The 20,254-nt window shown below is 32.9% G+C and carries 16 protein-coding genes; 6 read left to right on the top strand and 10 right to left on the bottom strand.

The features are described 5' to 3' along the window. Positions 1-8: 8 nt before the first annotated feature. The 7 genes from rnr to FVE72_RS00785 all read right to left on the bottom strand — a co-directional run bounded on the left by rnr (position 9) and on the right by FVE72_RS00785 (position 5,921). On the bottom strand, positions 9-2,129 hold the full coding sequence (gene rnr / locus FVE72_RS00815) for a ribonuclease R (protein WP_026736882.1): 2,121 nt from the start codon (positions 2,127-2,129) through the stop codon (positions 9-11). 12 nt (positions 2,130-2,141) lie between these two features. Further along, positions 2,142-2,720 carry a bis(5'-nucleosyl)-tetraphosphatase (symmetrical) YqeK gene (yqeK, locus tag FVE72_RS00810; RefSeq protein WP_172966384.1) on the bottom strand — a complete coding sequence of 193 codons (579 nt, stop codon included), beginning with the start codon at positions 2,718-2,720 and terminating at the stop codon, positions 2,142-2,144. 18 nt (positions 2,721-2,738) lie between these two features. Continuing rightward, complete coding sequence (locus tag FVE72_RS00805) at positions 2,739-3,284, bottom strand: GerMN domain-containing protein (protein WP_026736880.1); 546 nt, start codon at positions 3,282-3,284, stop codon at positions 2,739-2,741. A 41-nt stretch (positions 3,285-3,325) separates the two neighbouring features. Next, positions 3,326-4,390 carry an N-acetylmuramoyl-L-alanine amidase family protein gene (locus tag FVE72_RS00800; protein ID WP_026736879.1) on the bottom strand — a complete coding sequence of 355 codons (1,065 nt, stop codon included), beginning with the start codon at positions 4,388-4,390 and terminating at the stop codon, positions 3,326-3,328. A 78-nt stretch (positions 4,391-4,468) separates the two neighbouring features. Continuing rightward, positions 4,469-4,726 (bottom strand): preprotein translocase subunit YajC, encoded by a 258-nt coding sequence (gene yajC / locus FVE72_RS00795; RefSeq protein ID WP_006807679.1) that lies wholly within the window; start codon positions 4,724-4,726, stop codon positions 4,469-4,471. Positions 4,727-4,844: 118 nt separating this feature from the next. Then, entirely contained in the window at positions 4,845-5,588 is a 744-nt protein-coding gene (gene sfsA / locus FVE72_RS00790; RefSeq protein ID WP_026736878.1) for a DNA/RNA nuclease SfsA, read from the bottom strand. Positions 5,589-5,600: 12 nt separating this feature from the next. After that, positions 5,601-5,921 (bottom strand): ArsR/SmtB family transcription factor, encoded by a 321-nt coding sequence (locus tag FVE72_RS00785; protein WP_006808455.1) that lies wholly within the window; start codon positions 5,919-5,921, stop codon positions 5,601-5,603. A 170-nt stretch (positions 5,922-6,091) separates the two neighbouring features. On the opposite strand from FVE72_RS00785, the gene FVE72_RS00780 reads away from it, so the two are divergent. Next, complete coding sequence (locus FVE72_RS00780) at positions 6,092-6,376, top strand: nuclear transport factor 2 family protein (protein ID WP_172966383.1); 285 nt, start codon at positions 6,092-6,094, stop codon at positions 6,374-6,376. Positions 6,377-6,457: 81 nt separating this feature from the next. Here the strand turns inward: FVE72_RS00780 and nrdG are convergent, their stop codons facing one another. Together nrdG and FVE72_RS00770 are read right to left on the bottom strand one after the other, a co-directional pair. After that, complete coding sequence (gene nrdG, locus FVE72_RS00775) at positions 6,458-7,006, bottom strand: anaerobic ribonucleoside-triphosphate reductase activating protein (protein ID WP_146966316.1); 549 nt, start codon at positions 7,004-7,006, stop codon at positions 6,458-6,460. 31 nt (positions 7,007-7,037) lie between these two features. Continuing rightward, complete coding sequence (locus tag FVE72_RS00770; protein ID WP_232049459.1) at positions 7,038-9,161, bottom strand: anaerobic ribonucleoside triphosphate reductase; 2,124 nt, start codon at positions 9,159-9,161, stop codon at positions 7,038-7,040. A 614-nt stretch (positions 9,162-9,775) separates the two neighbouring features. Here FVE72_RS00770 and FVE72_RS00765 point away from each other — a divergent pair. The 5 genes from FVE72_RS00765 to FVE72_RS00745 all read left to right on the top strand — a co-directional run bounded on the left by FVE72_RS00765 (position 9,776) and on the right by FVE72_RS00745 (position 16,480). Continuing rightward, positions 9,776-10,828 (top strand): extracellular solute-binding protein, encoded by a 1,053-nt coding sequence (locus FVE72_RS00765; protein ID WP_026736877.1) that lies wholly within the window; start codon positions 9,776-9,778, stop codon positions 10,826-10,828. A 31-nt stretch (positions 10,829-10,859) separates the two neighbouring features. Next, positions 10,860-12,542 carry an ABC transporter permease gene (locus FVE72_RS00760; RefSeq protein WP_026736876.1) on the top strand — a complete coding sequence of 561 codons (1,683 nt, stop codon included), beginning with the start codon at positions 10,860-10,862 and terminating at the stop codon, positions 12,540-12,542. 15 nt (positions 12,543-12,557) lie between these two features. Next, positions 12,558-13,628, top strand: a complete 1,071-nt coding sequence (locus tag FVE72_RS00755) for an ABC transporter ATP-binding protein (protein ID WP_026736875.1) — start codon at positions 12,558-12,560, stop codon at positions 13,626-13,628. A 125-nt stretch (positions 13,629-13,753) separates the two neighbouring features. Then, positions 13,754-15,301 (top strand): glutamine-hydrolyzing GMP synthase, encoded by a 1,548-nt coding sequence (gene guaA / locus FVE72_RS00750; RefSeq protein WP_026736874.1) that lies wholly within the window; start codon positions 13,754-13,756, stop codon positions 15,299-15,301. Between the two features lie 264 nt (positions 15,302-15,565). Further along, entirely contained in the window at positions 15,566-16,480 is a 915-nt protein-coding gene (locus FVE72_RS00745; RefSeq protein ID WP_146966311.1) for a hypothetical protein, read from the top strand. Between the two features lie 700 nt (positions 16,481-17,180). Here FVE72_RS00745 and FVE72_RS00740 read toward each other — a convergent pair. Next, positions 17,181-20,207, bottom strand: a complete 3,027-nt coding sequence (locus FVE72_RS00740) for a type I restriction endonuclease subunit R (protein ID WP_026736872.1) — start codon at positions 20,205-20,207, stop codon at positions 17,181-17,183. Positions 20,208-20,254: the final 47 nt, after the last annotated feature.

Here is a 20,254-nt window from a genome sequence, read left to right as displayed (position 1 = left end):
TTAGCCTGTTATTCTTCAGTTTCAGGCAGTATTTCAGCTGTTTTCTCTCTGTAAGGTATTACTTCTATTTCCATTTTCTGATAGGATGCCCCTGTAATAATGACTTTCAAAGTATTCCCCATTGTGTAGAATTCCCCTGTTTTTGTATCGGTAATTTTAAAGTTTTCTTCATCATATATAAAGTCATCTCTTGAAGTCAAAACATTGTAAACTACTTCAATGTGATTTTCCAATTCCATAAAAACTTTATTTTTATTCATACCGCTAAGTCTTCCAATATAAACATTTCCGATTTTATCCTGCATATATTCTATCAACTTTATTTTAACACTGTCTTCTTCAAGTTTATCAGCAACTCTTTCTGTTTTGGAAATAGTTGATGCAACAATGTCAAGATTTTCCGAATAAGCCTGTTTTTCTTTTTCTTTCATAAACTTCGTAATAGATTTTTCAAGCATTCTATGTACTACAAGATCCGAATATCTTCTTATCGGCGAAGTAAAATGCAGATAATATTTGGAAGCAAGTCCGAAATGCCCCAAGTTTTTATTAGAATATCTGGCTCTCTGCATAGCTCTTAAAATCAATTTATGTATCAAGTACCCTTCAGGAAGTCCTGTCGTTTTTTCTATTATCGTCTGAAATTTTCCGGGATGAAGTTCGTTGGTATTTTTCAAGTGATAGCCGAATTTTATCAGTGACTCGTTTAATGCACTTATTTTTGCTTTATCGGGATCTTCATGAACCCTGTAAATAGCCGGAATTTCTTCCCAGAAAAGTTTTTCCGCTACGACCTCGTTTGCTGCAACCATAAAGTCTTCTATCAGTCTTTCAGCTTCCCCTCTCGAACGCAGTACAATATCCTGAACAAGTTTATTTTCATCAAGAACTACTTTTATTTCAGGCAATTCAAAATCAATGCTCCCACGACGCTTTTTAATATTTCTTATTGTTTTTGAAAGGGAAAGCATATTTTGAAGCATTTCATATATTTTAGAATATTTTTTTATAAGTTCTCCGTTTCCTTCAAATATTTCATTCACTCCCGAATAAGTCATTCTGTACTTGGACTTTATAACCGATTTGTAAAAATCGTTTTTTACAACTTTTCCGTTATTGTCAAAGTCTATTTCTACGGAAAATGTGAGTTTATCTTCATTGGGATTTAACGAACACAGATTATTTGAAAGTTTTCTCGGTAGCATAGGGATTACCCTATCTACAAGATATATTGAATTTCCTCTTTTTAAGGCTTCCTTATCAAGTTCACTTCCATTTTTTACATAATAGGAAACATCGGCTATACTTATAATAAGTTTATACCCTGTTTCAGTTTTTTCCACATAAACGGCATCGTCCAAATCTTTGGCATCGGATCCGTCTATAGTAATAATATCAAGGTGTCTTAAATCTTTTCTTTTTTCGATTTCATCGGAAAAATCGTCATCTATTTTCCCCGTTTCCTTAATTACTTCGTTGGGAAACTTTTCCTGTATACCGTTATTTATAAGAAGAGCCGATATTAATGCTTCAGTATCTTCAGGATTTCCTAAAATACTGACAATCTCTCCTTCGGGTTTTTTCTCTTCATCTCCCCAGAAATAAATTTTGACTGCAACCAAATTTCCTGTTTTGGCACCTCTTATTTTCTTTTTGGAAACATAAATATCCCTTCCCGAATTTCTCGGTCTTACAAATCCGAAGCTCAAATTATGTTCAAAAATCCCGACGATTACGTCTCTCGCTCTTTTTACAACTTTATAAACTTCTCCTTCACGGCTTTTATCCGAATTTCCGTTTTCTTTAAGAATTCTGACTAAAACAGTATCTCCGTTCATAGCAGTATTTAAATAGTGGCCGGGAATAAAAATGCTGTTTTCTCCGACCACATCCAAAAATCCGAAATTACCGCCTGTAATGGATATTTCTCCTTTAATCAGTCCGGCTTTTTCAGGAAGAGTATATTTACCGTTTCTTTTTAAATAAATCTCACCTTCATCTTCCCATGAAGAAAGTATCTGTTTATATAGTTTTCTTTTTTTCGGAGTCCATTCCAACATTTGGATTATTTCTTGAAATGTCAGTTCATGGTCTTCGAGTAACTTTTTTAAATAAATAAGTTCTTTCATTTACTCTCCTTGTTATCCTTTATAAATTAAAGAGTTTCTGAATAAAATAATATTCGGATGTATAATATTTTCTATTGACAGCAAATATTCCAGTTTTGTTTTTATCTCGTATATCAAAGCCTTATCCAAATCTTTTTTGGCAAGTTCTCTTGCTTTTTCCACACCGTCCCACGTTCTTCCCGATTCTATGGCATCGGCAAGATAGATAATTTTTGAAAGAGTACTCATATTTTCGCTTCCGATAGTATGATATTTTACTGCATCCAAAATTTCTTCATTATCTATTCCGAACAGGTCGTAATTATTTCTTATAAACTCGGCCCCTGCAAAACCGTGCAGGATAGCTGTAGTCTGAGACATTTTATTTTCAACTTCGGGATATTTTCCCCTTACCAGATCAATCATCTTCGTAATTTCAAAAAATTTGGCAACATCGTGAAGATAAGCCGCTGCAACAGCATCTTCTGCCGGAACATTATATATTTCAGCAAGTTCTTTTGCTGCTGCTGCAACTCTTTCTACATGTCTGTACCTTTTCTCATCAAGATATTTTTTCACATTTGTCTTTATTTTATCTATATTTATTCCCATAAATGTACCCCCTGTTTTCTATTGAGCCGTAGTTTCTCCGTCTATTTGTATAACAACTGCCTGCACATTAGGAAAATTTTTCATTATTGTCTGTGTTACTGCTTGAGAAAATCCATCAAATAAAACTTTATCCGACTTCAATCCTGCAAATTGCGAACTCAGTTTAACAATAGTCGTATTTTTGTCATCCATATTTAAAGTATATGCATTTTGAAATTTCATATCCTTTGTTATATAAGGAGAATCTTTAATTATTTCATTAATAAAATCTCCTTCAATAATATTAAGCTGCTTAGGAATGGAAACTTCCTTACTTTCTACGGTTTTTGAAGCCGGATCATATACAAAAATATTGATTTTCTGAGTTTGCTCCGCACTTGATGAAGACTTTTCCATAAGTTTCGGATCTACAGTAACGTTTATAGTTTGAGAATTTTTTTTATCATAATAATTCGCAGTTATTGCTCCTGCAGACAATAAAACAAGTATCATCAGCAAAAGGTTTTTCTTGAAAAAACCTTTGATTTTTTCACTTTGACTGCCAGTTTTTACTCCGTTCCCCATGTTTACACCTCATTTTCAGTTTTTAACATTTCCCGTTTTTACTAATTGAAATGTTTTCTTATTGCATTGGCAATTCCCGCTGCAAGACGTTCTTTTCCTGACTCGCTTAAATACTGATCTATATCTCCGTAACTTGTTATAAATCCTACTTCTACAAGTATGGCAGGTGCATTTGTTCCACGTAACACCGCAAAGTTTGCTCCGTAAACACCTCTACGTCTTAGCCCGAAATTGGAAATTATACTGTCCAAAGCATCTGTTGCCACTGCAGCACTTTTCTGCTGATTTATTCTGTAAAAAATATCATTTATTATGAAATCCGAAAGCGGTATGTCTTTGTAGTTACTGTCTACACTGTTTTCAAATTTTGCAACTTCGGCAGCATAAGCCGATTCTTTTTTAGAATAATAGAAAGCTTCCGCTCCATTTGCCGAAGCACCTCCCGAATTTAAGTGAATACTTACAAAGAAATCCGCATTTGCATCATTGGCTATTTTGGCTCTTGTCTGTAACGGTATAAATACGTCTGTACTTCTTGTCATTATAACGTTATAATCTTTTTTCAGATTATTCGCCAATTTTAGTCCTATCGCCAATGCAAAATCTTTTTCTCTGTATCCGTTTCCTAAGGCTCCCGAATCTTTTCCTCCGTGTCCCGGATCCACAACAATAGTATATTTTTTCTTTTTACCTGATTGAGTATTCTGATTTTTTGAAGGCTGATTTTTTACAACACTGTTACTGTTATTATTTTGTCCGCTGAATGTAACCTGAACTTCTCCGTTTCTGGTTACAATTCTGTATTGTGTTCCCGCTTTCAAATAAAATGAAATAGTAGAAATCCCTGCTACTTCGGTAATACTTACATTGTCCACATATTGATCATTCACTCTTAAATTATTAGGTATCCCGTCTTTTACAGTTACATTTTGAAAGTCTAATGCCAATACCGACTGACTCTGATTAAAAGTAGCACTGACGTTTATTTTCCTCTTTTCTTTAAATGTTGCAGTATATACTCCGTTTCTGTATGTTACTTTCTCCAAAGTCTCTGAAAATACTACTGTACTTATTAAAAGTAACATTAATATAAAAATTCTTTTCATTTTTCCTCCTGTGTTTTATTTCATTTACTTGTCAGAGATAATTACACGATTTTTAAATCCAACGAAATTTTCAACACATTATTTTGAAACGCTTGAAACAGCACTTTTCAATATAGTCATTCTTGCAGTTTTATCAATTTTAATTTCAACAGTATCTGTCAACACTTCTACTACAGTTCCTTTTATACCGCCGATTGTAGTTATTTTATCTCCTGCTTTCAAAGAATTTATCATTTCCTGTTGTTTCTGTTTTTTCTTTTTGTTTGTAAAATAAGTCGGTCCAAGTACAACTGCCATTATTACAATATATATTATAACCATCTGAAAATAATTCATCTTCTTCTCCTTCTAAAAATAATATTTCTGTTTTGTATTATAACATAGTTTTTTATATAGTTCAATCTTAAACGACAGAAAAATAAAGCTCAAACCTTTATTTTTAGAGCTTTTTCAATCAAAAACTTTTTCTTAAGATTCTCAATTTTTTTTCAAAACGAATATTTTTATTTTTGTAACTCAACAACATCGGATAAATTTCCACACCTTTTCTTTTTGCTTCATAAAAAGTTTCGGCAAAATCTTTGTCTGTTTCATGTCTCGGTCTGAAAACATCGGATTTTCTGAACACAAGAATAAGTACTGCCGCTCTGAATCCTTCTTTTTTCAATTCCATAAGTTCGTTCAAATGCTTTACCGCACGGACAGAGGGTGCTCCCGGAAAAGTTGCGACTTTATCTTCTATAAGGGTACAGCCTTTTACTTCAAGATAAATTTTTTCCTTTTCAGTTTCCAGATAAAAATCAATACGACTTTTATTATATTTGACTTCAGGCTTTATATTTTTAATTTTTCCGAGCGGAGAAAGTTTTTCATTTTTCAGTATTGATTCGGCAATATATCTATGATAAGCAGTATTTATAAGGACTGTTTCATCATCGACTTTTACTCCTATAACATCCCATTTTGTCTTTCTGTTCTCATTTTCAGCTTTTTTTATAAGAAGTTCGTTTCCTTTCACGAGCAGTTCTGTAAGCCTCCCCGAATCATGTAAATGAGCCAAATTTTCACTTTCATTATTTTCCGACTTTTCTTTAAAATCGAAAGTTACCGTAAATCTTGTTATTCTCTCTTTGAAAATAACTGTTTCATCATAGTCTATTGTATAAATGTTTGTATTACTTCCGTTTTTGCTTTTCATTTATTTTTCCTTTTATAAAAGTTTGTTTTCTTCACATCCGTTATAAATAGAAGATAATAGTCCCGGAAACTTCTTATTTATCTCATCTTTTCTCGTAGAAATAAATCTGTTTCTTCCGTCTATCCTCACTTTAATAACTCCGCTTTCTCTTAAAACCTTGAAATGATGAGAAAGATTATTCTTTTTACCTAAATCGACAAAACATCCGCATTTCCCTTCTTCTTCGGAACTGTACAGTCTTCTGAATATTTCCAGTCTTATCGGATCACTTAAAGCATGCAGAAGTCCCTCTAAAGTAACATCTTCTATATTCGGATGAAGTAACTTATCCATTGTATATTTTCTCCTTTCAACTCTTTAAATCATACTGACATTATAACAATTTTAATGTTATAATTCAATTATTCAATAATTTCCGAATTATTAAGGAGGGATTTTAAACGGATATTACAGACAGTTATTTTTCTTTATCTGATCCTGCAGTAACTGATGAAAATGTACTTTTGAAATTATGCAGTCTTTTTTCAGATGATACAGTCATCAAACTGAATAATATGCCCGAAATAAAAGGAAAAGACAATATTATTTCTTTTTTTAAAACTTTTTTCGGAAGAAATGAAGAAGCAAAACATCTTTGGACGACAGTTATTTCAGAAGACAAGCTGAAACAGGTCAACTGGGGAGTTGTATGTAAAAAAAATGGAGAACTGTTTACTCTCACAGGAACAGACTATTTCAAAATAGAAAATAATAAAATTGTTTATTTGGAAGTTGTGGGGAATGGGTAATTTGGATAATTTAATACCAATATAAAATTTCAGGGGGAAGTCCCCCTGATTATCCGTTAAAATCACTATTATTAGGCTGCTTTATTGAACATACACATTTTGAGGCTGCGTATTTTTTTCACAGGAATATTTTTCAAACTCTGATTTTTTAATAATTCTCTGATTACTGCTTCCTCTAAATTCCAAGTCAGGAGCGTATAATTGCTTGATGAAAGGCCCGTCAACCAGTACATCTATATATTCCAAACATTTACTTCTATCCTTGTCCGACTTTATATTTTCCAAAGTATAACCCGTATAAAGCCAAATGTTTTTTCCTGTTTTCTCTTTTAAAAACTTCAAAACTTTAAGCATATCTACAGGATTAAATAAAGGATCTCCTCCGCTTATCGTAATACCGTCAAGTATAGAATTTTTATTTATCTCATCGGCAATCTCCTGCAACATTTCGTAGCTTACAAGCTCTCCATTATCAGGATTCCATGATTTTTCATTATGACACCCCGGACATTTATGTATACATCCGGCAAAATACAAAGAATATCTGAATCCTACTCCGTCTACTATTGTTTCTTTAAAAATTTTTAAAATTCTCAAAGTAAAATCATTTTTTTTATCTTTGCTGTCCATAAAAATCCCTTTCCTTTATCACTTACTATGACTACAGCCCGTGTTTTACTCTGTCTTTTTCCTCGGCTTTTTTTGCACTGTTCCAACAGTCCAAATCTCCTGTCAGATATCCCGTAATTCTTCTTATTTTGGAAATATCGTGACTTCCGCAAACAGGACATTTGTCGTCTATTATCGTTTCAGTTCCGCATGTTCTGCATCTGTCCACAGGATGATTTATAGAACCGTATCCTATTCCGCTGTCTTTCATAGTTTTTACTATTTTAAGTATAACTCCTATATTTTTTCTCGCTTCTCCGTCCAGTTCCACATACGTGATATGACCTCCGCTTGTCAACTTATGAAAAGGAGCTTCTTTTTTTATCTTTTCAAATACTCCTACTTTATTTCTCACATCAATATGAAAAGAATTTACATAATAGTCTTTATCCGTTACATTTTCTATCTCCCCGAACTCTTTTTTATCAATTTTCAAAAATCTTCCCGCCAGACTTTCTGCAGGCGTTGCCAGTATAGAATAATTCAGTTTATAGGTTTTTCTTAATTCTTCGGCTATTTCATTCATCATTTCCACTGTTTCGTAAAGAGTATCATATGCAATCTCACTGCTTCCATGCTCTGCATCAAACAAAGCATACATGGCATTGGCACCTCCTACAAATCCTATACTTAAAGAGCCTGTATTCAGTGCATCATACAGCTCGCTGTTCTGATCAACTTCTCCCATACCTTTCCAAAGGTTATTTGCTCTCATAAAAGGAAATTGCTTTGCCAGAGCTGTTTGCTGAAATCTGTATCTTTCAAGAAGCTGTTCAGCCACAAGATAGGTTTTTTCTTTTACTTTTGATTGAAATTCTTTTTTCAGCATTTCATTTTTTTTATCCTCTTTTTCCTGCTCACTGCCGAAAGTCATCGTGTTTACTACATTTTCTATTTTTTTTCTTGTTTCTATTGCTATTCTCGGAAAATTTATACTTGTAAAAGACAGATTTCCCCGTCCTAAACTGCTTTTTTCTCCGTTCAGATTTTCAAAAACCCTCGTTCGGCAACCCATCGTAGCCACTTCGTATTTGTATTTCATCGGATCGTTAATATCCCATTTTTCATGGCTATTGAATGAAGTGTCCAAAAACAGAAAATTCGGAAACAGTCTTCTGCTTGTAGTTCTGCATGCGAGTAACAACAAGTCGAAATTAGGTGTTTTAAATTTTATTTTTCCATTCAACATATCGTCTATTTTTTCAATATTTTCCATTGCAAATTTATAATCTTCTTCGGAATAGCTCAATCCCTCTTTTACCTTAAAAATCTGTATAGGAAATATCGGAGTTTCTCTTTTTCCCAGTCCGTCTTCGGTAGCTTTTAAAAGTTCACGAATCACCATTCTGCCTTCTTCGGAAAAGTCCGTTCCGTAATTAATCGACGAAAATACTACCTGATTTCCTCCTCTTGAGTGCATTGTATTCAGATTGTGTAAAAATCCTTCCATTGCCTGATAAGTTTCCAATCTTGTATCGTCATAGGCAATTTCAATCAGCCTTTTAATCTGAGTTTTTTCAATATTAAAGTGTTCGGAAATTTTACCTGCAACACTGTCGTCAGGCAATATTGTATGTATATTTTCATTTATGAACGCTTTTACTTTTTTGTTTGTTTCATCTACATAATCGAGAGATAAAAAGCTCAATATTCTGTATCGGAAATGTCTTCTGAATGACTTAAGTACTCCTTTAGCCATATAAAAATCAAATGCAGGTATAGCTTGTCCGCCGTGTTGCTCGTTCTGATTTGTCTGGAAAATTATAGTGGCAAGAGTAGCATATGTACTTATGCTTTTAGCCTCTCTGATGTATCCGTGTTTTGTCTGAAAACCGTGCTCAAACATATCTGCCAGATCATACTGAAGACATGTAGTAGTTTTACTCGGATAATAATCAAGGTCATGTATATGAATTTCTCCTTTTTGGTGAGCCTCTGCAAACTTTGGAGAAATCAAATTTTCCAAGGCATACATTTTGGACACTTCACTTGCAAATCTCATCATCTGCCCTGCCGGAGTCATTGATGACATATTGGCATTTTCATTGTTTATATCATTTTTCTCGACAGTTACTATCCCGTCAATTATATTTTTTAACGTTCCCGATATTTGCATTGGTGTTTCCTCCCGATTTATGTATTTCAATTTTTCCCTTTTATCCCCTCTGTTTTATATTAAATCAAAGTGTTATTTCTCTTCCAAAAACACTATATATTGTTTCTTTTTTTAAATATATCACAATATTTTGTATTTTTCAAGTTTAAAAATTTAGGAATATTAAATAAGCCCGAATCGATTTTCCCGAAAACATTTCCCATTTCTAACAAAAAATAAAGACTAAAAAATAATAGTCCATTTACTAATATTTAATAATCTTTATTTCTTTAATAAATATACATTCCCAAATATCTTCTAAAATTATCCCCGACATTAAAATTTTACTTCGAGAAATACGATACAGAACGTTATAAAAACAACTGTTTGAGCGAGGATTTTTAATCCGAAGCGAGTTTGTTGTTTTTATAGTGGAGTGAGTTATTTCGAGTTAGTAAAATTTTAGTCGGTTGTTTTTTGCTACTTTTTTAAGAAAAAAGTAGATAAAATTTTGGTCGGTTATTTTTTACTAATTTTTTCTTAAAAAAGTAGATAAAAAATTATATTGACTTTTAAAATTATTAAGGTAAAATATATATATAAAGAACATATATTTTTAGAGAGAAGGAAAGAACATGAAAAAGAAATTTTTATTGCTATCATTAGCTTTAGTAATGTTGATTTTAACATCTTGCGGAAAGAAAGGCGACTCGGCTGCCTCTGACGGAAAAAATGCTGAAATAAAAGGAAAAATCGTTATCTATACTTCCATGTATGAAGATATTATTGATAACGTAAAAGAAAAACTGAAAAAAGAATTTCCTAATTTGGAAGTAGAATTTTTCCAAGGCGGAACAGGAACACTTCAATCAAAAATAGTAGCAGAAATGCAGGCAAATAAAATAGGTGCGGATATGCTTATGGTTGCTGAACCTTCATATTCTTTAGAATTAAAAGAAAAAGGTGTTTTACATGCTTACTTATCTAAAAATGCTGAAAACCTTGCATTGGAATATGACAAAGAAGGATACTGGTATCCTGTTCGTATATTAAATATGGTGTTGGCTTACAATCCCGACAAATACAAAAAAGAAGACTTGGCTTTGACTTTTGACGATTTTGCTAAAAAAGAAAGCTTAAAAGGAAAAATTTCCATTCCTGATCCTTTAAAATCAGGAACAGCTTTAGCAGCCGTATCTGCATTGACAGACAAATACGGAGAAGGATATTTTGAAAGTCTGTCCAAACAAAACGCAGTTGTGGAATCCGGATCTGTTGCAGTTACAAAATTGGAAACAGGAGAAGCTGCAGAAATCATGATATTGGAAGAATCCATTTTGAAAAAAAGACAGGAAGAAGGATCAAAACTTGAAGTAATTTATCCTACTGACGGGATAATAGCTATTCCAAGTACAATAATGACTATAAAAGAAGATATGTCGCCTAATAAAAACATAAAAGCGGCTGAAGCTTTGACTGACTGGTTCTTATCTCCTGCAGGACAGGAAGCTATAGTTGAAGGTTGGATGCACTCAGTATTGAAAAATCCTGAAAAAGCACCTTTCGATGCATTGGCTACTCCTGAAATATTAAAAGCGGCTATGCCTATAAATTGGGATAAAACTTACCATGACAGAGAAAATTTACGTCAAATATTTGAAAAACACATAACAAAAGCTAAAAAATAATTAAAACTTAATTTCGGAAAAGAGAGGAAAAATGACAGGCAGAAAAAAATATAACATAGATATAAAATGGATAGTTATACTGGCAGTTGTAGCTTTTTTGGTAATATTTGAAGTTCTTCCCCTATCCTATTTATTAATTCGTTCTTTATTTCCTAAAGGAAGTTTCTCGTTTGAATCATTTAAAAGAGTTTATACTTACGATTTAAACTGGACTGCACTGATAAATACACTCGTCATTTCGGGATTGACAACTGTTTTCGGAGTTGTACTGGCATTCCCGTTAGCATTTTTAGTAGGAAGAACTGACATGTATGGCAAAAAGTTTTTCAGAACTTTGTTTGTTACTACATATATGGTACCTCCTTATGTAGGTGCTATGGCTTGGTTAAGACTGTTGAACCCCAATGCGGGAATTTTAAATAAATTTCTTATGCAGGTTTTCAGTTTATCCAAAGCACCCTTCAATATTTACACAGTTGGAGGAATCGTCTGGGTTCTTACGTGTTTTTATTACCCTTACGCCTTTATAACAATATCAAGAGCAATGGAAAAAATGGATCCGTCATTGGAAGAAGCTTCAAAAATATCGGGAGCTTCTCCTCTTAAAACTTTAATGACGATAACTATACCTATGATGACTCCGAGTATAATAGCGGCAGGACTGCTTGTTTTCGTAGCTTCAGCTTCGGCATTCGGTATTCCTTCGATTATCGGGGCACCGGGACAGATTTACACTGTAACTACACGTATTATTGACTTTGTGCATATTGGTTCCGAAGAAGGACTGAACGACGCAATGGTTTTAGCGGTATTTCTAATGGTAATCGCAAATATCGTTTTGTATATTACGACTTTCGTAATAGGAAAAAGACAATATATAACAATGAGCGGAAAATCTACAAGACCTAATATAGTTGAGCTTGGAAAATGGAGATTACCTATAACAATAATAATTTCAGTTTTCTCGTTTTTCGTAGTAATATTGCCTTTTATAACAGTAGCATTGACTTCTTTCACTGTAAATATGGGAAAACCTTTAGGTCTGTCAAATATGTCTTTAAGTGCGTGGGAAAAAGTATTTTCAAGAGCTTCTATCCTAAGTTCCACTAAAAACAGTATAATAGCAGGACTTGCAGCGGCATTCTTCGGAATTATGATTTCATGTATAATGGCGTACTTATTGCAGAGAACAAACGTAAAAGGAAAAAGAATACCCGATTTCCTTATAACTTTAGGTTCGGGGACACCGAGTGTTACAATAGCTCTGGCACTTATAATATCCATGAGCGGTAAATTCAAAATCAATATTTACAACACTTTGACAATAATGATAATAGCATACATGATAAAATACATGCTTATGGGAATGAGAACGGTAGTTTCGGCAATGAGTCAGGTCCATCCTTCACTGGAAGAAGCGGCTCAAATATCGGGAGCAGACTGGCTCCGTATGCTGAAAGACGTAACTCTTCCTCTAATAGGAGCGAGTATTGTGGCAGGATTTTTCCTTATATTCATGCCGTCGTTCTACGAATTGACAATGTCAACACTGCTTTATTCGTCACAAACGAAAACTATCGGTTATGAATTATATATTTATCAGACTTACCACAGTCAACAGGTAGCGAGTGCTCTTGCGACGGCTATTTTAATCTTCGTAATTGCAGTAAACTATCTTTTAAGCAAACTTACAAAAGGACAATTTTCAATTTAGAGCAGGAGGAAAAATATGGCTTCGGTAACAATAACAGGAGTAACAAAATCATTTGGAAACGTACAGGTTTTACAGGAGTTCAATCAGAAATTTGAAGACGGAGAATTTATAACGCTTTTAGGTCCGTCGGGTTGCGGTAAAACTACTATGTTGAGATTGATAGCAGGTTTTGAAAAACCGAGTAGCGGAGAAGTTTATATAGGAGACAGAATCGTTTCAGGAAAAGACAGCTTTGTATCTCCCGAAAAAAGAGAAATAGGAATGGTATTTCAGTCTTATGCGGTTTGGCCTCATATGAATGTATACAATAATATTGCTTACCCTTTGAAAATAAAAAAGGCAAGTAAAAGCGAAATAGAAGAAAAAGTAAATAAAGCTCTTAAAATAGTCCATTTGGAGCAGTACAAAGACAGATTTCCTTCGGAGTTGTCAGGAGGACAGCAGCAAAGGGTAGCTTTGGGAAGAGCTTTGGTAGCACAGCCCGAAATACTCTTACTGGACGAACCTCTATCCAACCTGGATGCCAAATTAAGAGAAGAAATGAGATACGAAATAAAAGAAATAACTAAAAAACTTAAAATCACAGTTATTTACGTAACTCACGATCAGATAGAAGCAATGACTATGAGCGACAGAATAGTTTTGATTAACAAAGGGGAAATCCAACAAATAGGGACTCCTCAGGAAATTTATTCCCGTCCTAATAATATATTTGTTGCAAACTTTGTCGGAAAAGTCGACTTTATAAAGGGAAAAGTTCAAGACGGAAATATACTTTTAAATGACAGTGACGGTCAGACTTTGCCTAATAAAAGTGACCTGAACGGAAATGTCATAGTGGCTATCCGTCCTGAAAATGTTATTCTTTCCGATGACGGAGAGATAAAAGGAAAAGTATTTTCCAAATTTTACTTGGGAGACTGTAACGACTTGAGAGTGGAAGTAGGTAACGGCAACATTTTAAGAGTTACTGCAAGAGCTTCTACATACGATACTCTGAAAGTCGGAGAAGAAGTAAGATTGAAAGTTCTTGATTACTTCATTTTTGAAGACGACGGAGAAGATAAAACTAAAATAATGACATAATTTGTAAAATCGGGTAAAATCAACATTTTCGGTTATTGCCCGATTTTTTAATTTATATTGATTTATCCCGTAAAATAATATATAATTTATTAAAAATCAATAATTATCATATAAAAAGAGGTGAAATTGTGAAAGAGAAAATTTTAATTGTAGATTTCGGCTCTCAATACAGTCAGCTTATTGCGAGAAGAATCAGAGAAATGGAAGTTTACTGCGAAATTGTACCTGTTATTGACATTGAGAAAATTAAAAGCGGAAAAGAGAAAGTCAGAGGAATAATCTTTTCAGGTGGTCCCGCTTCTGTTTACGAAAAGGACTCTCCTACTGTAGACAAAGCTGTCTTTAATTTGGGAATACCTATACTCGGTATTTGCTACGGAATGCAGCTCATAACTCATCTGAACGGCGGAAAAGTCGAGAAAGCCGAATCACGTGAATTCGGAAAGGCAATATTGGAAGTAATCGACGGACAGAATCCTTTACTTTCGGACATTCCCAAAACTTCAAGTATTTGGATGAGTCACAATGACCATATTACAGTACTTCCCGACGGTTTTGAAATAATCGCTGAAACCGATTCGTCAATCGCCGCTATTACTAACAATAACGGCATTTATGCCTTGCAATTTCACCCGGAAGTTGTTCATTCTGAGTGCGGAACGGAAATAATTTCCAACTTTATATTCAACATCTGCAAATGTGAAAAAAACTGGAAAATCGCAGGATTTATCGAAGAAAAAGCAAAATCGATAAAAGAAACTGTAGGAAATGAACATGTACTACTCGCTCTTTCAGGAGGAGTGGACTCGTCGGTTGCCGCCGTCCTTATAAACAATGCAATAGGAAAACAGCTCACTTGTATGTTTGTGGATACAGGGCTTTTGAGAAAAGATGAAGGCAAGAAAGTCCTCGAATATTACAAAGAACATTTTGATCTCAATATTGTTTTCGTTGATGCCAAAGACAGATTTTTAAATAAACTGAAAGGCGTAGATGAGCCTGAAGCCAAAAGAAAAATCATCGGAAATGAATTTATCCAAGTCTTTAACGAAGAAATCAGAAAACTCAAAGGAAAGGAAGGAGCGAAATTCTTGGCACAGGGGACTATTTATCCTGACGTAATTGAGTCCCAGTCTATAAAGGGCCCTTCGCATACTATAAAATCTCACCACAATGTAGGAGGCTTGCCCGAAGATTTGCAATTTGAGTTGCTCGAACCTTTGAAAGAGCTGTTTAAAGATGAAGTGAGAAAAGTCGGACACGAGTTGGGATTGCCCGACACTATTATAAACAGACATCCGTTTCCGGGACCGGGACTGGGGATAAGAGTTATCGGAGAGGTTACTCCCGACAAAGTAAAAATCTTGCAGGAGGCTGATGACATTTTTATAAACGAACTTATGGCTCAAGGGCTTTATAATAAAGTGGATCAGGCTTTCGTAACCCTACTTCCTGTGAAAACCGTAGGAGTTATGGGCGATCAGCGAACATACGAATATGTGGCTGCTATCCGTTCGGTAAATACTATCGACTTTATGACTGCCACATGGTCAAAACTGCCTTACGAGTTTTTAGAGGACGTGTCGAACAAAATCATAAACAAAGTGAACGGAATCAACAGAATTGTGTATGATATTTCTTCTAAGCCGCCTGGAACTATAGAGTGGGAGTAACACTTTCGACAGCAATTGAAAAAACAATAAAAAGCTTTGAAGAAACGACTTCATCACATGTAGTTATTAATGAATCAAAAGATTTAACTTTTGTGATGACATTATATCTTTCTGGCTTTTGAAGCTATGCAGAATTCAAAAAATAAATATGGAGGATTTATGACTAATATATGGAGATTACAGACAAATACAGCCTCATCAGATGGGCAAAGTATTGCTCCTTTTCTTATAGAAAAAAGAACAGCTGCTATAGGTTGGAGTTTATTGGATAAAGATTTAGAAAGACTTTCAAAAGGAGATAGTCGAAAATTTGAAGAAATAAAAAATAAGAGAAATCTTATTAAAAATTTCAATGATTACGAAAATTTTTATAATAAATATAAAAAACAACTATATAAAGATATAAACTGTGTGAGAAATTTAGCAAATTCTGTAAAATTTGGAGATTTAATTTGGATTAGAGATAGGGGAATTTATTTTTTAGGAAAGGTAAAGGAAAATAGCAAATATAATTACTGTTATGAAGAGGAATATTTAAATAAAGATGCAGCAAACTATATAAACTCAATTGATTGGATTAAAATTGGAGATGAAAGTTCTATTCCTGGAAGTTTAACTACTGCATTTATTAGAGGAAGAACATTACAGAAAATTCATAAAAAAGGTATACCTGAATTTTCCAAACTTGAATATAATAGATTGATAGATGAAAAAAATATAAAAGATAAAAAATACAATTTTGATAATTTTGAAAATGATTGTGAAACTTTTTTTAATTATTTATCTCCTTCTGATTGTGAAGATTTAGTTTGTATGTATTTATTCTATAAAAAAGGATATATTTGTATACCTTCAACTAATAAAAATTCCACAGAGTTATATGAATGTGTTTTATTAAATTATAAAACCGGAAAAACTGCTTATATTCAAGTTAAAAACGGAGAGATTAATTTAGAAACTAAAAACTATGAACATCTTATTAACGATAATAATGAAGTTTATATTTTGACTACTAAAGGAAAAGTTACTTTCTCTAAAGAACAACATAAAAATTACATAAAAGAAATCACATCTGAAAATTTATATCATTTTGTTCAAAATAAAGATTTAAAAATTCAAAACATTATTCCAAAAAATATAAAAAAGTGGATAAATTTTTTATCAAAAAAATCTAGTTAATTTTAACTGGAAAATCTAAAAAAAGACAGCCCCATCAATGTCTTTTTTCTAAGCTCCCACAAAAACCTCAACAATCTTTCTGATTTTTTCTAAAATATTGAATTTTTAGCCTCACGAGCTCTCTGCCTACGGGAAGTCGACGGTAATATATTGTTGAGTTCCGATCCTCATTATTCCACTTACCTTTTATCAATAGACTTTTTAATAAATCTCTTGGAATTCTCTTTCAATTTTTCTTCGTTCACTAACTTATCGATTTTTGCTTCTCTTTCTTTTTTGTATATTTATAAAAAGATTAAAATAATTTTATTTTTTCAAAATTAAAAAAAATCACGGCTTTTATATCATGAAAGTTTTTTACCCCGAAGGGTTGAGGTCTGATGATTAAAATAAATTGTAACTGATTAAAAGAAAAATCAGTACAGCTGCTATTTTAAGCATTGCAGTACCTCTTTATTAAAGAAATATGGCTTTGTGAAGCCAACAAAATTATAACAAAAAAGACTGGAAAACACCAGCCTTTTATGTTCACAAATTTTATTTCTTTAATAAGTTACCCTTTGGGGTTTGCCCTATAGGTACGTATATTATAGCACTTTTTCGAAAAATGTCAACTATTTTAGGCAGTGAGAAAAAAATAATCTCCAAAGTACATAGTTGATTTTATTGAGTTAGTTAATATAATTATTTACTTCTCTTTCTAAACCCCCACAAAAACCTCAACAATCTTTCTAATTTTTTCTAAAACACTAAGTTTTTTAGCCTCGCGAGCTCCCTGCCTACGGGAAGTCGGTGGTAATATACTGTCGAGTTCTGATCCTGCATATTCCACGCATCCTTTATCAATAGACTTTTTAATAAATCTCCTGGAATCATCTTTCAATTTTTCTTCATTCACTAATTCATCAATTTTTGCTTCTCTTTCTTTTTTCGCATATTTATAAAAAGATTCAAGAATATCGCTATTGTTTTTCAGTTCGGATAACTTCGTTTTATTAATAAACTCTATAATAAGCTCCTCTTTAGCCCGTGTCCCAAGGCTCGAACGGATAACTCTCCGAATTTCGGATTTCAAAGATTCTATATCCTCACTTTCTTTAGATTTTTCCAATATCAAAGTCAAAATATAATCTAAATTAATCTCATCCGTTTTCAATAAATCAATCTGAAACTCAACATCGGAAAAATCAATTTGTGAACTGTTACTGCTATTTTCTTGTGATTTTGAATTTAGTATTTCTTCTCTTATATCGACATAGACACTTTTCATATCCTGCATTTGTCTGTCGGATATTCCACTTTCAAAGTTCTCAAATTCATCAAAATTTCTAAGTATATTTTGAGATTTTAAAAGTTCTCCGAACAATTGAACAAATTCTTTTTTATCAGCTTCAAGGACAATTTCTGTAGGCTCAGGGAATTTTTCAATAATTTCTTTACATATATCAGTATATCCTTTGACTGTTTTTCCCGTTTCCTCATCTTTAAATCCGTTAATATATTCCTCATAACTTTTCTCTAAAATAATATTTACACTGTTTTCATCTCCAAACGTCTTTATAGCGTCCTGTGTTGCTTTTTCCAAATTTCTGAAACATACAATATTTCCGAAAGTTTTGACTTTATTCAAAATACGGTTTGTTCTTGAAAAAGCCTGAATTAATCCGTGATATCTCAGATTTTTATCAACAAATAACGTGTTTAAAGTTGGAGCATCAAATCCTGTTAAAAACATTCCGACTACTATTAATAAATCAATTTCTTTATTTTTTACTTTTTTTGACAAATCTTTATAATAATTCTGAAATTCATTTCCGTTAGTTGAAAAATTCGTTTTAAAATATCCGTTATAATCATTTATTACCTTTTCCAAAAACTCTTTTGCAGTGGAATCCAAAGCATTCGGTTCAAAATTTTCTTCAAAAATTTCTCCAATAGCAGTCTGTTCTTCATTAGCAGAAAAACTGTATATTGTAGCTACTTTCAGCCTTTTTTCTTCAGACAAATTTTCCTGCTGTTTTTGAAATTCTTCATAATAAAGTTTCGCCGCTTCTACACTTTGAACTGCAAACATTGCATTAAAGCCACTTAATTGACGTTGCTTCACGCTGTATAATTCATTACGATGAGTCTTAACATCAAAAACTCTTAAAATATGTCTAGTAATCTCGGAAATTCTATCAGGATGAAGCAGCATCTTTCTTTCAAGTTTTTTCAGTTCTTTTTCGTCTGTTTCAGTCTCTGCAGATTTAAACTTCGCACTGATATTATTATAATCAACTTTAAATTTCAGTACTTTCCCGTCACGAATAGCATCTGTAATAACATAACTGTGTAATTGTGCCCCGAATACTCCCGAAGTAGTATCTCCGCCTAATGAATTTTCCGGAAATATCGGTGTACCTGTAAATCCGAACTGATAATAATATTTAAACGCTTTTCTTATATTTTTTTGAGCATCTCCGAACTGAGAACGATGACACTCGTCATAAATAAGAACACAATGTTTACCGTATATTTCATGATTAGGATTTTTCTTCACAAATTCATTTAGCTTTTGAATTGTAGTAACGACTATTTTATTATCCTGTTTTTCTATACTTCTTTTAAGTTCTTTGGTATCTTTACTTCCGTTTACACTGTCAGGCTGAAACTTTTGATACTCCTTCATTGTCTGATAATCCAAATCTTTTCTGTCAACTACAAAAAAGACTTTATCAATATAATCAAGCTCGGTTGCCAGCCTTGCCGTTTTAAATGAAGTAAGTGTCTTCCCCGACCCCGTAGTATGCCAGATAAATCCCCCTGCTTCTGTTTTCCCTGCCTTTTTACTTTCATAGCTCGACTTTATCTTCCACAAAATACGTTCAGTCGCCGCTATTTGATAAGGTCTCATTATAAGCAAAGTATTGCTCGCATCAAATACACAATATTTTGTCAAAACTTCAAGAATTGTACGTCTTTCAAAAAATGTTTTTGTAAAGTCCTCCAAATCTCTAATTACTTTGTTTTTGGCATCTGCCCATTCGCAAGTAAATTCATAATTATTTTTACTTTGAGCTGTCGTATTCGCAAAATATCTGGTATAAGTTCCGTTGGAAATCACAAATATCTGTACATATTTGTATAGTGAATTTTCCGCATTAAAACTTTCCTTACTGTATCTGTGAATTTGATTGAAAGCTTCATGAATATTTACTCCCCGCTTTTTCAATTCTATATGCACAAGGGGCAACCCGTTCACAAGAACAGTTACATCGTAACGATTATTATGTTTTCCTTTCTGATTTATCTGATGTACGACCTGCAAAATATTATTATGGATATTTTCTTTATCTATAATTTTAATATTTTTCAAATGCCCGTCATCAAATATAAAATCATAAATATGATTTTCCTGAATTTTACGTGTTTTTTCAGTCATACCATCATTGGGAGCATCTAAATATTCAACTAAAAAACGTCTCCACTCTTCCTGTGTAAATGTTACTTTATTCAATCTTTCTATTTGAACTTTCAAATTTTTGTATAAATCCTCATTTGAAGTTGCTTCAAGTTTTTCGTAACCCTGCGATACAAGATTTTTTATCATATCATTTTCTAACTGCGTTTCAGTTTGAAAACCCGGTTCCTGTATATGATCATCCTTTTTATAATTAGCTAAAATAATTCCGTTTGTCATCTCAGCAATTGCTGATATATTATACTTTGCTACTTCTTCCGACATGTTTACTCCTTTTTATTTATAAAAATATATTTTTCTGCATTTTATCT

It is taken from the genome of Pseudoleptotrichia goodfellowii, from assembly GCF_007990505.1.
Lineage (GTDB): Bacteria > Fusobacteriota > Fusobacteriia > Fusobacteriales > Leptotrichiaceae > Pseudoleptotrichia > Pseudoleptotrichia goodfellowii.
This window is presented reverse-complemented; position numbering and strand designations above follow the sequence as displayed.